The organism is Rhodopseudomonas sp. AAP120 (assembly GCF_001295845.1).
Lineage (GTDB): Bacteria > Pseudomonadota > Alphaproteobacteria > Rhizobiales > Xanthobacteraceae > Rhodopseudomonas.
In genome coordinates this window covers 1-18,688 of record NZ_LJIC01000125.1, presented here as the reverse complement: position 1 = coordinate 18,688, position 18,688 = coordinate 1, and the positions used below count along the sequence as shown (strand labels likewise).

Annotated in this window: 23 protein-coding genes; 11 read left to right on the top strand and 12 right to left on the bottom strand. The window is 64.4% G+C overall.

All coding sequences use genetic code 11. From position 1 onward, the window contains the following. The 3 genes from IP86_RS19255 to IP86_RS19245 form a co-directional block, all read right to left on the bottom strand. The coding region (locus IP86_RS19255; protein ID WP_054164039.1) for a cytochrome P450 at positions 1-1,126 on the bottom strand (1,126 nt) is incomplete at its 3' end. Between the two features lie 150 nt (positions 1,127-1,276). After that, entirely contained in the window at positions 1,277-2,275 is a 999-nt protein-coding gene (locus IP86_RS19250; RefSeq protein WP_245290676.1) for a hypothetical protein, read from the bottom strand. A 260-nt stretch (positions 2,276-2,535) separates the two neighbouring features. Further along, positions 2,536-3,486, bottom strand: coding sequence for a YiiG family protein (locus IP86_RS19245; RefSeq protein WP_054164038.1), 951 nt, complete (start codon positions 3,484-3,486; stop codon positions 2,536-2,538). A 184-nt stretch (positions 3,487-3,670) separates the two neighbouring features. Here IP86_RS19245 and IP86_RS19240 point away from each other — a divergent pair, with 184 nt between their 5' ends. Further along, on the top strand, positions 3,671-4,099 hold the full coding sequence (locus IP86_RS19240) for a hypothetical protein (RefSeq protein WP_054164037.1): 429 nt from the start codon (positions 3,671-3,673) through the stop codon (positions 4,097-4,099). On the opposite strand, the gene IP86_RS19235 is transcribed toward IP86_RS19240, so the two are convergent. Together IP86_RS19235 and IP86_RS19230 are read right to left on the bottom strand one after the other, a co-directional pair. Further along, positions 4,071-4,631, bottom strand: coding sequence for a hypothetical protein (locus IP86_RS19235; RefSeq protein WP_054164036.1), 561 nt, complete (start codon positions 4,629-4,631; stop codon positions 4,071-4,073). The two genes, IP86_RS19240 and IP86_RS19235, sit on opposite strands and share 29 nt — an antisense overlap. Further along, entirely contained in the window at positions 4,628-5,119 is a 492-nt protein-coding gene (locus IP86_RS19230; RefSeq protein WP_054164035.1) for a YegJ family protein, read from the bottom strand. The genes IP86_RS19235 and IP86_RS19230 overlap by 4 nt, the downstream gene beginning before the upstream one ends. Positions 5,120-5,321: 202 nt before the next feature. Here IP86_RS19230 and IP86_RS19225 point away from each other — a divergent pair, with 202 nt between their 5' ends. Together IP86_RS19225 and IP86_RS19220 are read left to right on the top strand one after the other, a co-directional pair. Continuing rightward, positions 5,322-6,614 carry a flavin-dependent oxidoreductase gene (locus IP86_RS19225; RefSeq protein WP_054164034.1) on the top strand — a complete coding sequence of 431 codons (1,293 nt, stop codon included), beginning with the start codon at positions 5,322-5,324 and terminating at the stop codon, positions 6,612-6,614. 19 nt (positions 6,615-6,633) lie between these two features. Next, on the top strand, positions 6,634-7,110 hold the full coding sequence (locus tag IP86_RS19220) for a hypothetical protein (protein ID WP_245290675.1): 477 nt from the start codon (positions 6,634-6,636) through the stop codon (positions 7,108-7,110). 483 nt (positions 7,111-7,593) lie between these two features. On the opposite strand, the gene IP86_RS19215 is transcribed toward IP86_RS19220, so the two are convergent. The 5 genes from IP86_RS19215 to IP86_RS19195 form a co-directional block, all read right to left on the bottom strand. Next, positions 7,594-7,782, bottom strand: coding sequence for a hypothetical protein (locus IP86_RS19215; RefSeq protein ID WP_054164033.1), 189 nt, complete (start codon positions 7,780-7,782; stop codon positions 7,594-7,596). Positions 7,783-8,739: 957 nt separating this feature from the next. Beyond that, positions 8,740-9,525, bottom strand: a complete 786-nt coding sequence (locus IP86_RS19210; RefSeq protein ID WP_054164032.1) for a hypothetical protein — start codon at positions 9,523-9,525, stop codon at positions 8,740-8,742. Positions 9,526-9,556: 31 nt separating this feature from the next. Further along, positions 9,557-10,054 (bottom strand): YegJ family protein, encoded by a 498-nt coding sequence (locus tag IP86_RS19205; protein ID WP_082364113.1) that lies wholly within the window; start codon positions 10,052-10,054, stop codon positions 9,557-9,559. Next, a complete protein-coding gene (locus IP86_RS19200; RefSeq protein WP_054164030.1) occupies positions 10,039-10,407 on the bottom strand; it encodes a hypothetical protein in 369 nt (122 codons plus the stop codon). The genes IP86_RS19205 and IP86_RS19200 overlap by 16 nt, the downstream gene beginning before the upstream one ends. Before the next feature lie 36 nt (positions 10,408-10,443). Continuing rightward, positions 10,444-10,761, bottom strand: a complete 318-nt coding sequence (locus IP86_RS19195) for a hypothetical protein (protein WP_054164029.1) — start codon at positions 10,759-10,761, stop codon at positions 10,444-10,446. Between the two features lie 274 nt (positions 10,762-11,035). Here IP86_RS19195 and IP86_RS19190 point away from each other — a divergent pair, with 274 nt between their 5' ends. From IP86_RS19190 to IP86_RS19170, 5 genes are all read left to right on the top strand, one after another. Next, the gene (locus IP86_RS19190; RefSeq protein WP_054164028.1) at positions 11,036-11,803 is read left to right on the top strand and encodes a class I SAM-dependent methyltransferase; all 768 of its coding nucleotides are present in this window, start codon (positions 11,036-11,038) and stop codon (positions 11,801-11,803) included. A gap of 491 nt (positions 11,804-12,294) precedes the next feature. Continuing rightward, positions 12,295-12,714 (top strand): SecDF P1 head subdomain-containing protein, encoded by a 420-nt coding sequence (locus IP86_RS19185; protein WP_156332561.1) that lies wholly within the window; start codon positions 12,295-12,297, stop codon positions 12,712-12,714. Positions 12,715-12,717: 3 nt separating this feature from the next. After that, positions 12,718-13,050 carry a DUF6968 family protein gene (locus IP86_RS19180; protein ID WP_054164026.1) on the top strand — a complete coding sequence of 111 codons (333 nt, stop codon included), beginning with the start codon at positions 12,718-12,720 and terminating at the stop codon, positions 13,048-13,050. 168 nt (positions 13,051-13,218) lie between these two features. Continuing rightward, positions 13,219-13,683 carry a hypothetical protein gene (locus tag IP86_RS19175; RefSeq protein ID WP_054164040.1) on the top strand — a complete coding sequence of 155 codons (465 nt, stop codon included), beginning with the start codon at positions 13,219-13,221 and terminating at the stop codon, positions 13,681-13,683. Positions 13,684-13,809: 126 nt separating this feature from the next. Beyond that, positions 13,810-14,244, top strand: coding sequence for a SecDF P1 head subdomain-containing protein (locus tag IP86_RS19170; RefSeq protein WP_054164025.1), 435 nt, complete (start codon positions 13,810-13,812; stop codon positions 14,242-14,244). A gap of 63 nt (positions 14,245-14,307) precedes the next feature. Here IP86_RS19170 and IP86_RS19165 read toward each other — a convergent pair whose 3' ends face one another. After that, positions 14,308-14,760 (bottom strand): DUF6932 family protein, encoded by a 453-nt coding sequence (locus IP86_RS19165; RefSeq protein ID WP_245290674.1) that lies wholly within the window; start codon positions 14,758-14,760, stop codon positions 14,308-14,310. Positions 14,761-14,888: 128 nt separating this feature from the next. Between IP86_RS19165 and IP86_RS29725 the strand changes: the two genes are divergently transcribed. From IP86_RS29725 to IP86_RS28245, 3 genes are all read left to right on the top strand, one after another. Continuing rightward, positions 14,889-15,197, top strand: a complete 309-nt coding sequence (locus tag IP86_RS29725; protein ID WP_502694006.1) for an HTH-like domain-containing protein — start codon at positions 14,889-14,891, stop codon at positions 15,195-15,197. A gap of 153 nt (positions 15,198-15,350) precedes the next feature. Beyond that, positions 15,351-15,977, top strand: coding sequence for a hypothetical protein (locus IP86_RS19155; protein WP_054164022.1), 627 nt, complete (start codon positions 15,351-15,353; stop codon positions 15,975-15,977). 33 nt (positions 15,978-16,010) lie between these two features. After that, the gene (locus IP86_RS28245; RefSeq protein WP_082364116.1) at positions 16,011-16,490 is read left to right on the top strand and encodes a hypothetical protein; all 480 of its coding nucleotides are present in this window, start codon (positions 16,011-16,013) and stop codon (positions 16,488-16,490) included. A gap of 96 nt (positions 16,491-16,586) precedes the next feature. Here the strand turns inward: IP86_RS28245 and thiC are convergent, their stop codons facing one another. Beyond that, entirely contained in the window at positions 16,587-18,512 is a 1,926-nt protein-coding gene (thiC, locus tag IP86_RS19150; RefSeq protein ID WP_054164021.1) for a phosphomethylpyrimidine synthase ThiC, read from the bottom strand. Between the last annotated feature and the right edge of the window lie 176 nt (positions 18,513-18,688).

Here is an 18,688-nt window from a genome sequence, read left to right as displayed (position 1 = left end):
CCCAGCCGCCGATCCGCACCGGCTCGCGCGCATCGAGCCGCAGCTTGTTCAGCCGCGCGAACACGCTCGGCAGCGCGACGTCCGCAACCATCGCGCGCGATGCGAAGGCGCCGGCGCAATAATGCGGCCCGGCGCCGAACGCGATGCTCTTGGCGTGATCGCGGCTGACGTCGAACATGTCGGGATCGCTGAAGCACGCCTCGTCGCGATTGGCCGAGCCGAACATGAAGAACACGCGGTCCTCCGGCTCGAAGTCGACGCCGCGATAATGGAACGGCTGCGCGACGCGGCGCGGCGACATGCCGATCGGCGCGATCCAGCGCGCATACTCCTCGAACACGTCGAGCCACGTCGCCTCGCCGGCGACCACCTTGGCGTATTCGGCCGGATGCGTCAGCAGCGCCCAGATGCAGCCGGAGATCGCGTCGCGCGGCTCGTTCTGGCCACCGGAGATCGCCAGCTTGATGTTGGCGCGGATCGAGTCCATCGCCATGCCGGCGGCGAGCAGCACGCTCAGTATCGATGTGTCGGGGTGCGTCTGCAGCACCGGGATCATGTCGTCGATGGCGGCGTCGATGCCCGCCGTCGCCGCGTGGCAGCGCGCTTCGACCGCGGCGTCGCCGGTGTAGTTGGCGATGCCGTCGATCATCGCCTGCGACCAGGCGTCCATCTCCTGGTAACTGATATTGGTGAGGCCGGTGATATTCTTGAGGCACTCGCCGGACAGCGGCAGCGCGAACGCCTTGACCAGATCGGCACCGCCTTGCGGCGCGAGCTCCTCGAGGATGCGATCGGCATGCGCCTGAAACTGCCTGAGCCAGACGTCCTTGACGGTGCGCGGCGACACTGCGGGAAACATCGCGGTGCGTTCGGCCAGATGCGCGTCGCCGTCCTTGCGCATCATGTTGTGGCCCATCAGCTTGTTCATCAGCCCGGCCGGCTGATGCGACGAGAACACGTCGATGCGCTTCTCTGTGACGAAGATGTCGTCGCGCCGCGTCAGCACCGTCGAGCCGAGTTGCGGCACGAAAGCGATCGGCGCTTCGGCGCGCATCTTCGCAAGTGCGGGATAAGGATCGGCCCAGAACGCGGCGACGTCGATATCGAAGTGCGGAGCGTTGCTCATCTGATCATCTGCTGCAGTGCAAGAGAAATTGCGAAGTAGTTGCAAGCGTGATCAAGCGCAGCGGCGCTGTCAAATCCAAAGGTGGGGCGTATTCCGGGAGGGGGAAGGAGGGGGCGGGGCGTGCCCGATGATTGGCACGACCGCGAGCTATTACTCCGCGGCGTCGCTGCGTGGCGGCGCGGCGGCGTTGGCGGAGAGAAACACCAGCCCGTCGTCCTTGCGGCAGATGCCGTAGGTGCCGGCGCTGTTCGACGTCAGCACCTGGGCGGGATCGCCGCATTTTTCGCAGACCAGCGTGCCCGCCGCGTTGAAGGCGCCGGGCAGGCGGTCCTGCTTGCTGACCAGCGTGCACTGCTGCGCCAGCGGATCGATGCTGACCTTGGCGCCGCAGGAGAAGCAGAACCGCGTCTCCGAATGCTGCTTGCCCTGGTCGATATTCGCCGGAATCTTGCTGGCACAGACCGGGCAATTTACCGACACCGCGCGGGTGAATTGCGAGGCGCCCGGCATCCGCAGGAAGATGTTGCCGCTGGTCGAGCGGTGCGCATGGAAGCGCTGGCCGCAATGCGGGCAGGTCGGCTTGGCGCTGTCTCCCGGCAGGCTGCCGATCTGGAATTCGACCGCTTTCTTGCAGGCCGGGCAATTCTCGGTCTCGGTCGCCAGCTTGCGTTCCGGCGCGGCGCTGTCGGTGATCCGCGCCTCGATCTGCAAGGTGTCGCGCGCCGTCAGCATCTCGATTACGTCGAACGGCAGCTGCCGGCCGGTGATCTCCCCGATCTCGTGGGTGACGCCGATCAGGTTGTCGATGCACTGCTCGATCTGTGCGAGATACACGGCCGACGGCAGCGACTCGTCGCGGCCGCCTTTGACCGATTTGTGGATCTGGCTGATCGAGGTTTCGAGCTGGCGCGCCAGCACGTTGAGATGGGCGGCGGTGCGCGCCTCGGCGGCGCGCTGACGGACGGTCCAAACGACCGCGAGGGTTGCGAGGCTGGCGCCGCAGATCGCCGAGACCTGGCCCCAGAACCAGATCCACCCCGACTGTGTACCGAGCGCGACGCCGAGCAGCATCATGAACAGCCCGGTGCAGGCGGCGATGGTCTCGACCGGATGGGCCGAAAACACTTTCATGAAAGCTTTGCGCAGCACCGCGGATCCCCGAGCTAATGATCCGCCGAACCTACCGCCAATTGCAGGCCGCCGAAAGCTGGACCTGCGTCGGGGCGCTGGTTTTACCCATGGTTGATAAGGCTTTATCCGCAAGCAAATGATCGCGAGCGGGACGGCGGCTTTGACCTGTATCAAGGACGTAGACGGAGGCGGCCCCCGCGAGGTATCGCGCGGGGGCCGACTCGATCAGCATCGCGCCTGTCCGCCATTGTCGTCGGCCGAGGCTTCGGGTCCTGCGTTCACATCGCAGGCCCGCGATTATAAGCGTCGACCAGCTGATTGTAATCGCGCAGCAAGCGGGGCGGCGAGCCATTGACCATCCATCCCGAGCCGGCATTGCTCAGCATCATCTTCTCGCCGCTCGAATACGGCGTGTTGTCGCGCAGACGGCGCATTAATTGCTTGGCGGTGACAAGCAGGGTTTTGGCGTTGGACTGAAACATCGAGCCGATCTTCATGTTGCGTTCGCCTTCGGTGAACGGCTCGTTGGCCGCGACGGTCTTCTCGTAATCGGCGACGGCTGTCGTCAATGCCGCGAGATCGGGCTTGTCGGCGTTGACGGCGCGCACTACGCGCTTGGCGTCGATCATCGTCGCCTCGACCTGATAGCGCGCCTTGCGGCCTTCGCTGCGCTCGATTTCGGCGAGTTTCTCGGTGGATTGCCGGTCCTTGATGGTTTCGACGCCGCTGCGCAGTTTGCGGTCGGCGTTCGCGAAGGCGTCCCAGGCGGCGACCAGGCGCGGGTGCAGCGCCTTGCCCTTCGCCATCTTGTCGTCCTTGTAGTTCTCCTGCGTGTAGTAGTCGTCGGTCTCTTTCAGCAGCGGCTCGAGCTTGCCGACGGCGTCCGCATAGGCTGACGCCGCGGCTTCGAGTTCGGCTTCGTGCGGCTCGAGTGCGTTGGCCTTCTCGACGGCGGCGCGGCAGTCCTTGGTGTCGTAGATCGTATAGGTGCCGTAGATGATCCGTTCCTTGCCGGTCGGGCCGGTTTTGGCGGCCCAGGAGAAGTAGCGTTCCCGCGAGTCGAACGCGCGACCGGACAGCCGGTTGAGGCAGCCGATATAGGCGTTGAGCTTGTCGGTCAGGGCGTCCGGCGCTGCTGCTGGTCCGGCCGCGAGAGCCGGCGCCACGACGACGAGGCTCAGGAGGCTGCTGACGAGCAGACTGACGGCGGATCGGCGTGTGGCAAGCATGTGATTCTTCTCCTGGTAGTGGATCGCAAGACTGGAACGCTTCGTTGTCGGCGCGGGCGGTGCTCGGGTTCAGCAGAACAGTCGCACCTCCTGCTTGGCTCCACCGTCGTCGCGCCCGAATCGCGGTTGCAGTGCTAGACCGGAAAAATGATGCCCGTAAGGGCGATCGACAAAGGAGATCAGGATGCGTGGATTGCTGGGGATGACGATTGCCGTGCTGATCGGTGTCGTTGGACTGGGCGTGCCGGCCCATGCCGACGAGGGGCGGATCGCGCTCAGCATCTTCAAGGGCGGCTGGGTGATCGGCGGTTCCGGTGGATCGGGCACGCTGGTGTTCAAGGGGCGGCGCTACCCCCTGACGATCGGCGGGCTGTCTTACGGCCTGGTGTTCGGCGGCTCGAAGGCCGATCTGGTCGGCCGCGTCAGTAACATCCGCTCGCCGCGCGACGTCGCCGGCATCTACGGCGCCGCGGGCGCGGGCGCCGCGATCGGCGTCGGCGCACGCGCGATCGTGCTGCGCAACGAGAAGGGCGCGGTGCTCGAACTGTCCGGCCGCCAGGTCGGCCTGATCGCCGATCTCGATCTCAGCGGCCTCGCGATCGGCCTGAAGTAATTCCCGGTCGGCCGAACACGGTCTGGCGCGGCCGCAGCGGGCGGCGCGCGCGATCGGCCGAGGTGTGGACGCAGGGCGGCGGACAGCTTTGCGCAGGCGGAAACAGCTCCGCGAGGCGTGGGTCCTGCAACGTCAGCGCATCGTACAGCGCGAAGACTTCGTCTGCGCGCGGCGTGCCGATCACCTCGTCGCGGAGTAGGGCCCGCGCCGCCAGCTGGGTCGTGGCCCTGTTGGGCGGCGGATCCTGCACCATCACCGCGCCGCCGGTCGGTCCGATGAAGTGGTGCAACCGGACGGCGACGCGATCGGCTGCGCTGGCGCCATCATCCCAACGGCCGATGATCAGGTCGATCTCGGCGCCGAGCGTATCGATGTGACCGACGGTCCAGTGCACCAAGTAGTGCGCTAGGCCGGTATCGACGGTGCATATCATGCCCGTTACCACGCGGCTGACATGGCCGCAGCACGCGCAGCGGCCGGTGGTCTGCTCGTTGCCCGGCAGGACATAGAGCTGCATGCCGACGTCGCTCATTGCGGTGCTCCGGCGAGCTGACTGCAATCGAGACCAAAGTGGTCTCGCGCGCTGCGGAGGTCGTCCGGCGCCGCGGCGAGCAATACGCAGAGAGTCACATTGCCGACCATGCGATCGCCTTCGAGATAGAGCCAGTCGGCGATGTCGTCGCGCCTGAACGGCAGGAAAGCGCCACGCTTCAGTCCCGGGACCAGACGCGGCTCGTTGTCGACAAGGCCGATGAAATCGTCACCGACGTTGGCGAAATTCGTGACCCAGATGAATTCGCTGCGGCCGTCGAGCAGCAGCACTTCGACCTTCAGGGCGAAGCTGCGCTGATTGATGCGCGGGTGGGCCGCCTTGGCGAGAAAGTCGGGGAGGGTGGCGCGGGCCTTGGCGATGGCCGCCTTCATTGCCGGGTCGTCGTTCGGGAAGAACTGAAGTTCGTCCCGCTCCAACCGCTCGAGGAAGGAGGCGGCCGCCGCCGGACCCGCTGCGCCGAGCAGCAATGCGAGCAAACCCAGAGCCAATATGCGGCGCATCCTGGCGCCCTCCTGAAAACCGCGAGCCCGTAATCCATCAACAATCGGCCCGATGATGTTCTTGATATGTTCCGTTCGTCAAGTCGGTGTCCCGCCGGACAGCGTGTGGTTGCCTCGCCGGCCTGGGCTGGCTACAGCAAGTCGCAATCACCAAGCGGGCGGGACGTTCATGAGCGACACAGTGATCATTGCCGGCGGCGGCATCGGCGGATTGGCGACGGCGCTGACGCTGCACCAGATCGGCGTGCCCTGCGTCGTCTATGAGGCGGCGCGCGAGATGCGGCCGCTCGGCGTCGGCATCAACCTGCAGCCCAACGCGGTGCGCGAGCTCTACGACCTCGGCATCACCGAGGCCGATCTCGACCGCGTCGGCCTGCCGGCCAAGGAATGGGCGCTGGTCGGCCTCAACGGCAACGACATCTATGCCGAGCCGCGCGGCAAGCTGGCCGGCTACGCCTGGCCGCAATACGCGGTGCATCGCGGCCAGTTTCACATGCTGCTGCACGACAAGGTGGTGGAGCGCCTCGGCGCCGCTGCCGTGCAACTCGGCCGCCGCGTCACCGGCTATCGCAAGACCGCGGACGGCGTCGTCGCCACGCTCGAGCACGCCGAAGGCGGCAAGTTGGAGGTTGCGGGCGCGCTGCTGATCGGCGCCGACGGCATCCACTCCGCGGTGCGTGCGCAGATGCACCCGAACCAGCCGCCGATCCATTGGGGCGGCGCAGTGATGTGGCGCGGCACCACCTGGGCCAAGCCGACCCGCACCGGTGCGTCGTTCATAGGGCTCGGCACCCACAAGCATCGCGTAGTGATCTATCCGATCTCGCATCCCGATCCGAAAACCGGATTGTCGATGCTCAACTGGATCGCCGAAGTGACGCTCGACAATTCCGAAGGCTGGAAGCAGCAGGGCTGGTTCAGGCAGGTGCCGACCAGCGAATTCGCGCATCATTTCGACGGCTGGGTGTACGACTGGCTCGACATGCCGGCGCTGATCCGCTCGGCGGATTCGGCCTATGAGAACCCGATGATCGACCGCGATCCGGTCGAGACCTGGCGCGATGGTCCGGTGCTGCTGATCGGCGATGCCGCCCACGCGATGTATCCGACCGGCTCGAACGGCGGCACCCAGGCGATCGTGGATGCGCGCGAACTCGGCGCCGCGATGGTGGCGCACGGTGCTAATCAGGATGCGCTGGCGGCGTTCGACGCCAAGCTGTGCGGCCCGATCTCGCAGCTGATCCTGCGCAATCGCGGCGCCGGCCCGTTCGGCCTGCTCAACCTCGTCGACGAGCGCTGCGGCGGCACCTTCGACAATATCGACGACGTCATCCCGGCCGCCGAGCGCGCCGCCTTCATGGCCGGCTACAAACAGGCCGCCGGCTTCGCCATCGAAAAACTCAACGCCGCCCCGCCGACGATCGCGCCGGGCGCCAAGGTCACGGCTGCGGCCGCAGCGTGACCCGCCAAGGAGGACACGCGTGAACCACGGGACACTCCGTTCGACCCTGCTCCGTGCGCTGACCTTGTCGGCGCTGGTGACGGCCGCTTCGCTGGCGTTCGCCGGCGCCGCGGCAGCCCAGAAGGTGCCCGACAAGGAGCTGCAGGAGGTGCTGATCAAGACCTCGCTGATCACCTTCAACGACGCCAATGTGACGAAAAACTACACTGTGCTGCACGCCAAGCTGTCTCAGCCGTTCCGCGATCAGTTTACGCCGGACAAGCTCAAGGACTCGTTCAAGCCGTTTGCCGACGCCCATGTCGATTTCGATATCATCGCCGCCAAGCCACCGATTTTAACCGAGCCCGCGAAGGTCGACGACGAGGGCAAGCTGACGCTGCGCGGTTACTTTGACACCAAGCCGAACCGGGTATCCTACGACCTGGCTTTCATCCGTTCCGAGGGCGAATGGAAGCTGATCCGGCTCAACGTCGACGTCAAGAAGCCGGGCGAGTAACCGGCGAGGCAGACATCGGTCCCAACGTCATCCCCGCGCATGCGGGGATCAGTATCCCAGAGCCTGCGTGGCGAGCGTAAGACGTTGCAACGGTCGGTCTGGGATACTGGGTCGCCCGATCAAGTCGGGCGATGACGACGATGATTGACGCGAGGATGTAGCCCGCATGAGCGAAGCGATATGCGGGGCTGAGGCTGCTTCCCGAATGTCGCGGCGCTGATCCGGGGAGCACGGTTCGTAGACTTGACGCTCTGATCGTTGCTCGATCGAAAACCGGGGTCCCGCATCTGCGGCGCATCGCTGCGCGCTGCACCGCGTGCGGGACACGGGGGAGCGTGCCCATCGGCGCTCTCGATATCGCTCCGCTGCATCGAGGCGACAGGCGCTGCGGGGCGGCCCGTTCCTTCGTCATTCCGGGCGCCGCGTAGCGGCGAACCCGGAGTCTTTGCCGCGCGGTGATCCGCACGCGGATTGATCGCTGGACTAATCGTCGCGTCCCTGTGCCGCATTCTCCGCGCCGCTGTCGTCACGCGTCGACACGCTGCTCTCCGCATCCGGCCGTGCCATCTTGCGGTGGCTGCGGCTGCTGAGTTGAAACAGGGTGTGGACCTTGCCGTTCGCGGTGGCGCAGCCGCCGCGCATGTTGGGAAGTATCAAGGTCGCTTCGCTCATGGCTCGTCTCCGTGATCTGCTGATGCGGTGATAATCGCGATGTCAATTGTTCGGTTCGAGTCAGCTGATCATTATGGTTAACCGTCGGTTAACGCTGCGCGGAGGCTTTTTGTGCACGCCGCCGCGATCTCGCGGCGCCTGGGGCGTCCGAGCTTTGCGCCCGTCGCTGTCGCAGCGAGGGGCGGGGGCGCGCCGGGAGGCGCGAAGGTTGGTGGTTGTCGCGATGATCGCGCGGACCATCGCGCTCGCCTCGTCGGCGCGCCCACCGCGGCGTCTGTTCGGCTTCGGGCCCGTGCTTCCGGGGGCAGGCGCGATGCACTCCGCACCGCTTCATCCGGCGGATTTCGCCGCCTTCGCCTGTCCCGCGTCCAGCGAACGAACAAGTCGCAGAGCCTCGTAGTGGGCTCGGACGGGGACCCGACGCCGCCCGGGAGATGTGTTTGCGAGACACACCGCGCGGGCGCCGCATCCACCCGGCTTCGCTGGCCAGTGCCAGTTCCCCCGGGCCTTGACGGGGCTGATTGCCCAGCCTCGTGAACTGTCCCGCTTCACAAGCGCCCTCGAGAAGCGCCCCTCACGGACAGGACGAGGTGGACTATAATCCTTGTAGGAATAATGTCAAGTAGACATGGCGGGGATGACGCGCAGCGTCTTCCGGGGAGGGCCGCGGTTGCCGATGCCAAGCGCTGCCGCTCGTGTGTCCTCGAGTTGGCTTCGCTGCATCAAGTCGACAGGCGTCTCCTCAGAGCCTGGCCGAATTGAATGCAGCGACATCAACTTCTTTCGTCATTGCGAGCGCAGCGAAGCAATCCAGCCGCTGTCCACGAAGCTGGATTGCTTCGTCGCGGAGCCTGTGCTCGGACGGCGCGAAGCGCCGATCCGGGTGCTCCTCGCAATGACGATAGGTCGGGGCCGCATTTCACGGATCGAATTTCCGCGCGGGCTCTCAGGCCTCGACTACGATGGATCCCACTCCCGCCGCACCGGCACGACGCGGCTGACGCGCCGGGCGGCCAGTTCGGTGCGGCAGGCGAAGCCGCGCATCCAATAGTAGATCACGTCGACGCCGTCGCTGTAGATGTCGCCGATCATCGTCGGGTTGGCGAACCGCGTCAGCCCGAGCTCGGCCTTCATCCGATCGTCCGGCAGGGTGGGACCGAGGCTGTCGTCTTCGAGCACGAGGTGGACGGCGTCGTCGCGCAACGCCTCGCCGCAGTCGAATAGCTGGGACAGCAGGGTGGCGAAGACCAGCGTCGGCACCCGCAGTCCGGTGACGATGAACTTGCCCTTGTACCAGTCGAGGCCTGGCGACTCGCCCGGCGTGGTGATGGTGTTGACGCCGAAGATCTCGGGATCGGGATGCGACAGACAATTCGTCAGGATGCCATTGCCGCTCTCGGTCTGAAAATCGTCGAGCGCGATCATCAGGAAATCACCACGCGAGAACCGCACGCAGTCCTCAGGCCCGAGCAGGCAGGAGTTGACGGCATGCATGTCGGCGCTCACTAGCGGATGCCGCCCCGCCAGCCGCCACCACTCGCGCAGCAGCGGTGGAAAGCGCAGGCCGGAGCGGCGGCCGATGGCGTCGAGTTCGTCCGGAGCGTAGCCACAGCCCGGCCTCAGCGGCTGCCTGCTCCATCCGTTGATCAGGCCGATCACCGGCTGCCAGTCGGCACACTCCAAGATCAGATCGAGCGGCGCGTCTTCGCCGCGGATGCGGTAGGCGGCGAGCGAAGCAGGCATCGGCGCGCTCCTGTGCAAGGGGAAACGCGGCTCATTGTCCGCAGTCAATCCCATACGTGTCGCGGAAGGCGGCGCGCTGCTCCGGCGGCTCGCGCGCGATCAGCACACAGGCGGTAAAGTTGCCGATGACGCGGCCGTTCTGCTTGTACGACCAGTCGGCGATGTCCTTGCGCTCGAAGGCGAGGCGGTCGCCATATTTCAGATTGGCGATGTCGCGCGGCGTGTTGACGACGCGGCCGACGAAGTGATCGCCGTCGCGCACGAACGGGCGCAGCCACAGAAATTCGGAATGATCGCGCAGCGGCACTTTCACTTTGACCGAGAAGTCGCGCTGATTGTCGTCCGGATCGTCGGCGCGCGCGAGAAACACATCGAGGCCGGCGCGCGCCTTGGCGATCGCCGCAGTCATCTCCGGATCGCCGCTTTCGACGCGTGCCGTGTCGTCACGCACCGCCTTGTCGATCAGCGTCTCCGCCCCGCTCGGCCCGGCCAGCAAAGCAACTAATGAAATCATCACCCGCAGCAACATCGCCGCCCCCTGAAATCATCGAAAGGACCTTGCCAGCCAATTTGTTCATGATATGTTCGGTATGTCAAGAATGGCGAGTAGTTAAAGAAAATACCGTTGGGCGTGTATCGCCGCTGAGCGGATGCAACCGGCTGCCGGGCTCGATGCGCGCGACGTTTGCGGGGTGAAAGGTGTCGTCTGAGCAGCCTGCAATCATCGTTGCAGGCGACGAACGCCAGCAGCGTCGCGCAGACCGCCGAGAAGCCGTGATAGTTCAGGATGAACAGCGGCTGCACCGCGAAATATCCGAACGGATAAAACGCCGCGCCGTACAGCAGCAGGATGAAGGCGGCGCCAATCGCGAATTCCAGCATCGCGCGGTCGAACCGCCGCTGCCGTGTTCGCGCCAGTCACACCGGCAGCGCGATGCCTAACGCGATGATCTGCACCGGCGCGCTGGCGAAGTAATAAGGGCGGCCCGGGAGCGATCGCGACGATCGGCAGCCCGCCAGCAGGTTTGGCACGGTGAACGGGATCGCCGAGAACGTCCAGCCGCGCAGCGAACCGAAGGCGATCAGGTCCTGCGCCTGCGAACAGACGTAGAAAAATTCGAGTCGTAGCCCGTGGGCAGCGAACGGCGAGCAACGAACCGACCAGCAGCGCCAGCGCTGCGAGCACGCGGGCTGCCGGCAGAGCGAAACTCCCGATGGCGGAATCTGCCGAGGCATTGGCGGGTACGCGGCGACTCCCGGATGGGTCGATGTCAGCAGGATTTGCCATGGCGCAAGACGGGGCGCCCGACCGAAGGTCGCCCGGACGGTTGCGGCCGGTCTGCGGGTCGGCGCGACGTCCTACCGGCATGCGAAGGTCGGTCCGGCGGGCCGCGCGGATCCGACGGCACCGCCCGCCGGCGATTTGACCGCGCCCGGCGGTCCACTATAGTCCGCCCGCCTCAATGTGCGGAGATCTCGCGTCTCTGCTCCGACCCCCGGGACCAACTCGATGACCTATGCACCGCCGCGCGACGTGACGTTGAACGACTGTTACTTCTACCACACCGTCGAGCTGCCAGAGATCGGGCTGATTCCCGGCGAATGGGACATCCGCGGCCGCGAAGCGGACTATGTCGGCGGCATCGATCTGCGTGGCAAGCGCGTGCTGGAGGTCGGCTCGGCGAGCGGGCATCTGTGCTTCTGGATGGAGAAGCAGGGTGCCGAAGTGGTGGCCTACGATCTCGACGACCAGCACGAATGGGATATCGTGCCCTACAAGAAGGCCGAAGTCTCCGCGGTGATCGAACAGCGCAAGCAGCATCTGCGGCGGATCAACAATTCCTGGTGGCTGTCGCACCAGAAGTATGAGTCGCGCGCCAAGATGGCCTATGGCTCAGTGTATGATATCGGCGACAGCCTCGGCGATTTCGACATCGTCACTGTCAAGAACATGCTGCTGCACGTGCGCGATCCGTTTCTGGCACTGCACCGCGCCGCCTCCCGCTGCCGCGACCGCATCGTGGTCACCGAACTGACCAAACCGTTCTTCTTCTGGAATCAGGAGCCGATCGAGCCGCCCTCCGGTCAGCTCTATCTGCAGTTCCTGCCGCGCGCCGACCGGCTCGAGCCGATCGAATCCTGGTGGTTCCTGCCGACCGCGACGATCATCGAGATCCTCAAGATCCTGGGTTTCGAGACCATCACCACCAACCTGCACCATCAGACTTTCCGTGATGGCCAGTCGGTGGAATTCTGCACCATTGTCGGCCAGCGCTGAACGGGCGCGCCACGCGATTAGCCCGCAGCGGCGCGTCTCTTCTGCCACCGGTACTCTGCAGCCACACGATCATCGGTTTGACCTTTGCTCCGCGACGCGCCCGGCGGCCGCTCGGCACCGTCCTGGTTGCGGCAGTCCTAGCCGCGCGTCCAGTGAGATGACCTCCACGTTGTCGCGGTAGATATCGTCGACCATCGTCGGATGGCGCGCAAGTCGCCGCCGGCCCGTGCCTTCATAAGACAGCGGCTACGTTGCGACAGGCCGGTCTACCGTGTGGCAGAGACCCAGAACTGCGCCCGACCTCATTTGTCGGGCGCACGATCAGTCTTCGAACAAATCATACGAAGGAACTTGCTAGTCGTTTTGTTCATGATATGTTCAATGCGCCAAAAGCGAGAGTAGTGAGAATACCTACCGCTTGAGGTAGTTTTGTTCTGATGGCGGCCGGCGGCCGCTTCGCTCGGTACGCGCGATTCCTGCGGGGTGAAGTCATGAGCAGCAATCTGTTGGTGATTGCCGGCGGCCGTGACGGGCAGGAGCGGATCGCGCTGTCGCTGGTGCACCCGCGCGAGCGCATCGACGTGACGATCGCGCAACTGCTCGCGATCACTGTCGTGCCCGATTTGACGTTCGCAGCGCCGGACGGGACGCTGCGGAGCTATGCGATGCCATCGGTGCACGTCGGGCTCGCGCCTTCCATCTGCGCGCGCCTGCATCGGCTGACGCAGGCCATCCTGCAGGAGAAGATGGACATCGTCGTCGCCGGCGAGGTCATCGCCAGCCCGCGCGTGCTGGAGCCGATCGGCGCCGAACAGGGTATTTCCATCGGCGTCTACGACGTGGCCGATGCCGAACAGTTGGCCGAGAAGCTGCGCCGCGGCTGGGCCCGGCCGGCGCTGCGCGCGGTATGAGCCATGCTGATCGCGGAACGGATCCTGCGGCTGCAGCGTGGCGATACGCATCACGGCGTTCCCGTTCGCGTGTTCCTGCCGGTCGCGGGGCAGGCGGCATGGAGCTGCGGTTGGGAGATTCATTGGCCGGGCTCGATCCGCAGCGGCACGGCGCTCGGCCATGACGCCCTGCAGGCGCTGGTACTCGCCTTGCAGGCGATCGGCGCGCAGCTCTACGCCAGCGATGCGCACGCGGCGGGAGAGTTGAGCTGGACCAACGGACGCCGAGGCTATGGCGTCCCGGTGTCGCGCCTCATTCGCGATCGGCTGGAGGGCGATGATGCGGAGACGCTGTGAGCCGAGAGTCCAGAGGCACGACGGCGCGTCGATCCGTAGCCCGCATGAGCGCAGCGACATGCGGGTCTCAGCGCCACATATCGCCTTGCTCATGCGCGCTGCTTTTTTCGAGAACGACACCCCGGGTTAATTGTGGATCGCCGTTCGTATTTGATGAAGGAGTTTGTCATGTCGATGGAAATGTATCTGTTCTCCGACCGGCGCCTCGACAGCATCGCGGCGTGGCAACAGGCGATCGACGCGACCGGCGACCCGCTGCAACTGTCGACCGGCCGGCCCTTCGCCGAACTGAACGGCGGTCTGCCGGTGACGCTACGCGATCGCCCGACGGCGTTCGAATGCAATCATTGGGATGCGGCGGAGCTGATGGCGGAGATCACCAGCGTCTCGTTGGATCATCCGTGGCGCTTCGTGCTGGCGTTCCGCTGGGGTGCCGATTTCGACGCCGGCGCCAGCGCCTACCTGGCCGCCGCGGCCTACGCCGAAGCCACCGGCGGCGCCATCCTCGATTGCCAGGAAGGCCGGCTGATATCCCCGACGCGGGCGCGGGAGGTGGCAAACGAGATGGAGCGCGACGGCCCCCGGATCATGGAGATGGTGCGGCGTTCGATGGAGAAGTTTGCTCGCGAGTAGTGAGATGCAAGACGCCATAATCGTAGGATGGGTTGAGCGGCGCGAAACCCATCGAGCGCCCGTGGCTGTGGTGATGGGTTTCGCTGCGCTCAACCCATCCTACGGCTGCAGGCGTGGAGAAACACCATGATCAACAGTTTCTCTGTCGTCACCGGCGGCCGCATCACCGAACGGCCGATCGCGTTCTCGCTTGTTTATCGGCGCCGGCGGGTCGACGTCGAGCTGCCCGATGTCGTCGCGATCGAGGCCCATGAGGACATCACCTTCGTCCTGCCCGACGGTGAGCTCAAGAGCTTTCGGGCGCCCCGCGTCGCAGTGACATTGGCCCCGCGCGGCCAGTTGCAGATCCAACGACTGACCACCGCCCACGTGGGCGAGGTCATGAAGATTCTCGTTTGCAACGAGGTGGTCTCCCGCCCCCGAATTCGCGAACCGCTCGGCCAGCACCCGACGTTCAACATTACCGCAAACGACTTTGCTGATGCAGAAGCGTTGGCTGTGAAGATGCGGCGAGGGTGGGTGAGGCCGGAGCTGCGGGTGGTCGGCGGCGTTACCACGTAGCAACCACGTAGCCGGCATGAGCGCAGCGATATGCGGGTCCTTCAACCCCAGCAGATCGCAATCTCACGCCAGCAGGATCGCCTCGACATCCGCCGCTGGCTGAACGCGGCGGACGACGGTCGGCCACAACTCGAGCGGTGGCTCGGCGATCAGTTTCGCGGGCAGGGTCACGTCGTGCAGATCGTCATTGAGGTGCTCGCGCGCGCCGCAGCGCTGGGCGCGGCACAGCACGCGCGCACGGCATTCCCGCCAATGGCAGATCCGGCCGAGATAGCGGCCGTTATGGTCGGCCAGGAACGCCTCGGCGCCGAGATTGATCTTCTGCGCCTTGCCTTGCATCTGGCGGGTGGCGCGGGCGAGCGTGCCGAGGTCCATGTTGGCGTCGATCGTCACCAGAACGTCCGCATCCTTCGGCACCGGCTTATCGGTGACCAGCGATCCGATCAACGCGATCCGCCGCACGCCGTCAATCGCCGAAGCCGCCTTCACGAAATCCTGCACCGCCGCCAGCAGCACTGGGCGTGGGTCGGGGACGGAGGGTCGGGGACCGTGGTGGTAGCGGCGGCGCATGCACAAAAGATTAGGGCGAGCCGACGCAGCCGCAAAGCCGATCTTAGGGCGGGTTAGCCGAGGCGTAACCCGCCGTGCCTCACACACCGCTTGCCTCGCCGGAAGGACGGATTACGCTTCGTACATCCGCACTACGGGTACAGTTGGAGGTCAGCGTGAAGGTTTCAGAGTTGGCCGATGAACTTAGGAAGGCTTATGAGTTGTCGGAGGATGGCAAGAAAGTCATCTCCATTCACCTATTTGGAATTCGGAGAGCGAACGAATTGGAGGGGCATTCCTGCAACGAAGTTGCTGTCCTAGCCGGCATTCCCCACTCCTATGCAACGGAAATCAGAAAGGGAATGAACCTCGCGCCATACGTCGCAGTGAGAGAGGCTGATTGAACTCTCCAGCTATCGATCAGCGCCGTAGCCCGCATGAGCGTAGCGATTTGCCTCTCGTGCCCCGCATATCGCTTCGCTCATGCGGGCTACGCCCGCTATTGACACTAGGATAGGAATCCTATATTGCCTTGGCACATTAGCGGAGGCACGGAGATGAAAGCGATCGTCGGTGATGAAAGTGAGATCTTTGAGTTGAGGCGAGAGTTTCTTGAATTCAGAGCGTTGATCGGACAGTGGTGCCGACTGCGCTCAGAGATCAAGGCGGGATTTAGGATAAATCAGCTGCGCGATCTGCTGGGCAGATGGGCGCTTGAAGGCAGCGTTCAACAGACGACGTCCGATGGTTTTCTCACGGGCATCCAGGAGATCGATGAAACGTCTGAGGCTCTTAGTGATTGCCTGGCTGGAGTGATGAACGCCGTCGAGTATCTTCCGACGATGTCTCCGTCTAACTATGGCGTCGCAGTACATATGGCGTTTGGGGCTGCAGTACGTGCTCTAAATCTACCAGGTGTTGGAGATATCGAGCGAAGCTTCAGTCTGGATAATTTCAATCCCCGGTATGGGCTTCGTGATACGATCAGAACTGACGTGACATTGCGCAATATTCAAGGCGATATCATTGCAATCTACGACGTTAAGACTGGCGACGACCCTGTATCGCCAGCCCGAGCAGAGGAACTGCGGCTCATGACGCGCGCGGCGCCCGGTACGCCTGTATTCGAGTTGAATATCGTTCGCGGCATATCGAGAAAGTGCTTACTTTGCCGCTTGATCTGAGCAGTGCAGACCCGCTTGATCGAGGAGAATTGCATGTCTATGGAAGTCTACGTGCTATCGGATCAACGCCTCCAATCAATTGACGCGTGGCAGCGCGCCATTGACGTGAAGAGGGATTCGCTCAGGGTCGGTACAGAAACTCCTTTTTTAAAAGTTAACGGCATGTTGCCAGTGATGTTGAATGGGCGACAGACATGTTTTGAATGTCAGCATTGGAGTGCCAGGTCGCTGATGGCGGATTTTCCTAAGGTTAGTTTTGGTCATCGTTGGGCGTATGCTCTCGCTTTTCGTTGGGGAGGCAATATCGCATCGGCAATCTCGGCAAATCTCGCGGCTGCGGCTTATGCTGAGGCGACACGCGGTCAGATTTTCATTTGCGCCGAAGGAAAGCTCGTGTTGCCTGCACGGGCGCGCGAAATCGCGGCCGAGCTGGAACGCAATGCGCCAATGATCGAAGAAATGGTGCGACAAGTCGCGGAGCAGTTTCGCAGAAAGGCCGGCTCAGGCACTTAGCGGCTTTGTGTAGTATTTGAATACAGAAAATTAGTCTTTTGCATGCCCGGGTCAAGCCCGGGCATGACGTTCGTGATGTGGTGAGTCGCGCCCCCCTTACGACAGCGCCTTGTTACTCTCCTTCACCTTCTCCGCGTCCAGATACACCGCGCTGCCCATCTGTTTGAACTTCTCGCTCATCTGCGCCATGCCGTCTTCGATCACGCCGCTGATGGTCATGCCGGCTGAGCCGGCCGGATACAGCGCGGCCTTCTCGTTGTCGCCGAGCCCCGCCGCGTAGTCGCGCACGTCCTGGGTGATCTTCATCGAGCAGAATTTCGGGCCGCACATCGAGCAGAAATGCGCGACCTTGTGGGCTTCCTTGGGTAGGGTTTCGTCGTGGAAGGCCTGGGCCGTGTCGGGGTCGAGGCCGAGGTTGAACTGGTCCTGCCAGCGGAATTCGAAGCGGGCGCGGCTGAGCGCGTCGTCGCGGAGTTGCGCGGCGGGGTGGCCCTTGGCGAGGTCGGCGGCGTGGGCGGCGATCTTGTAGGTGATCACGCCGGTCTTGACGTCATTGCGGTCGGGCAGGCCGAGATGCTCCTTCGGCGTGACGTAGCACAGCATCGCGCAGCCGAACCAGCCGATCATTGCGGCGCCGATGCCGCTGGTGATGTGATCATAGCCCGGCGCGATGTCGGTGGTCAGCGGGCCGAGGGTGTAGAACGGCGCCTCGCCGCACTCTTTCAGCTGCTTGTCCATGTTGATCTTGATCTTGTGCATCGGCACGTGGCCGGGGCCTTCGATCATCACCTGGCAGCCCTTGGCCCAGGCGATCTTGGTGAGTTCGCCGAGCGTCTCCAGTTCGGCGAACTGGGCGCGGTCGTTGGCGTCGGCGATCGAGCCCGGCCGCAGGCCGTCGCCGAGCGAGAACGACACGTCGTATTTGCGCATCAGGTCGCAGATCTCGTCGAAATGCGTGTAGAGGAAGCTCTCCTGGTGATGCGCCAGGCACCACTTCGCCATGATCGAGCCGCCGCGCGACACGATGCCGGTGACGCGGCTGGCGGTGAGGTGGATGTATTGCAGCCGCACGCCGGCGTGGATGGTGAAGTAATCGACGCCCTGTTCGCACTGCTCGATCAGCGTGTCCTTGTACAGCTCCCAGGTCAGCTTGGTGGGATCGCCTTCGCACTTCTCCAGCGCCTGATAGATCGGCACGGTGCCGATCGGCACCGGCGAGTTGCGTAGGATCCACTCACGCGTGGTGTGGATGTTGCGGCCGGTCGAGAGGTCCATCACGGTGTCGGCGCCCCAGCGGATCGCCCACACCATCTTGTCGACTTCCTCCTCGACCGACGACGTCACGGCGCTGTTGCCGATATTGGCGTTGATCTTGGTGAGGAAGTTGCGGCCGATGATCATCGGCTCGAGTTCGCCGTGGTTGATGTTCGACGGGATGATGGCGCGGCCGCGCGCGATCTCGTCGCGGACGAATTCCGGCGTGATGAACGCCGGCACCGCGGCGCCGAAGCTTTCGCCGTCGGCGAGCGCGGCCTCGGCCCGCTCCAGTTGCTGTTTCCGGCCGAGGTTCTCGCGCTCGGCGACGTAGATCATCTCCTTGGTGATGATGCCGGCGCGGGCGAATTCGAGCTGGGTGATCGGCGCATCACCGACGCCGCGTAGCGGCTGGTGATAGGCGGTGAACGCTTTCGCGGCGTGCGAGGCGCCGACATTGCCGTTGTCTTCCGGCTTGATGTCGCGGCCCTGATACTGCTCGACGCCGCCACGCTCTTTCACCCATTCGGTGCGGATGCGCGGCAGGCCCTTGTTGACGTCGATGATGACGTTCGGATCCGTGTAGGGGCCGGAGGTGTCGTACACCGGCAGGTTCGGCTCGGTGGCGGCTTCGCTGAGGATGATCTCGCGCAGCGGCACGCGCAGATCCGGCGCCGCGGTCGGGATCGCGTGAATCTTCCGCGACGAGGGCAGGGCGCCGGTGGTGACGGCGGCGCGGGTGGTCTCGGGATTGGAGCGGATATTCATGCTATCCTCCTGTTATCGGTTGTTATCAGTTTCAGTCTGCGTGCCCCGGACGCTGCGCAGCGCGCCGGTTGCGGCGTGGTGCGCTGCAGATCCGGGGGCCCGGTTTCTGCTGAGGATCCGAACCGGGGTCCCGGGTCTGCGGAGCAGCGCTGCGCGCTGCACCGCGCCCGGGACAC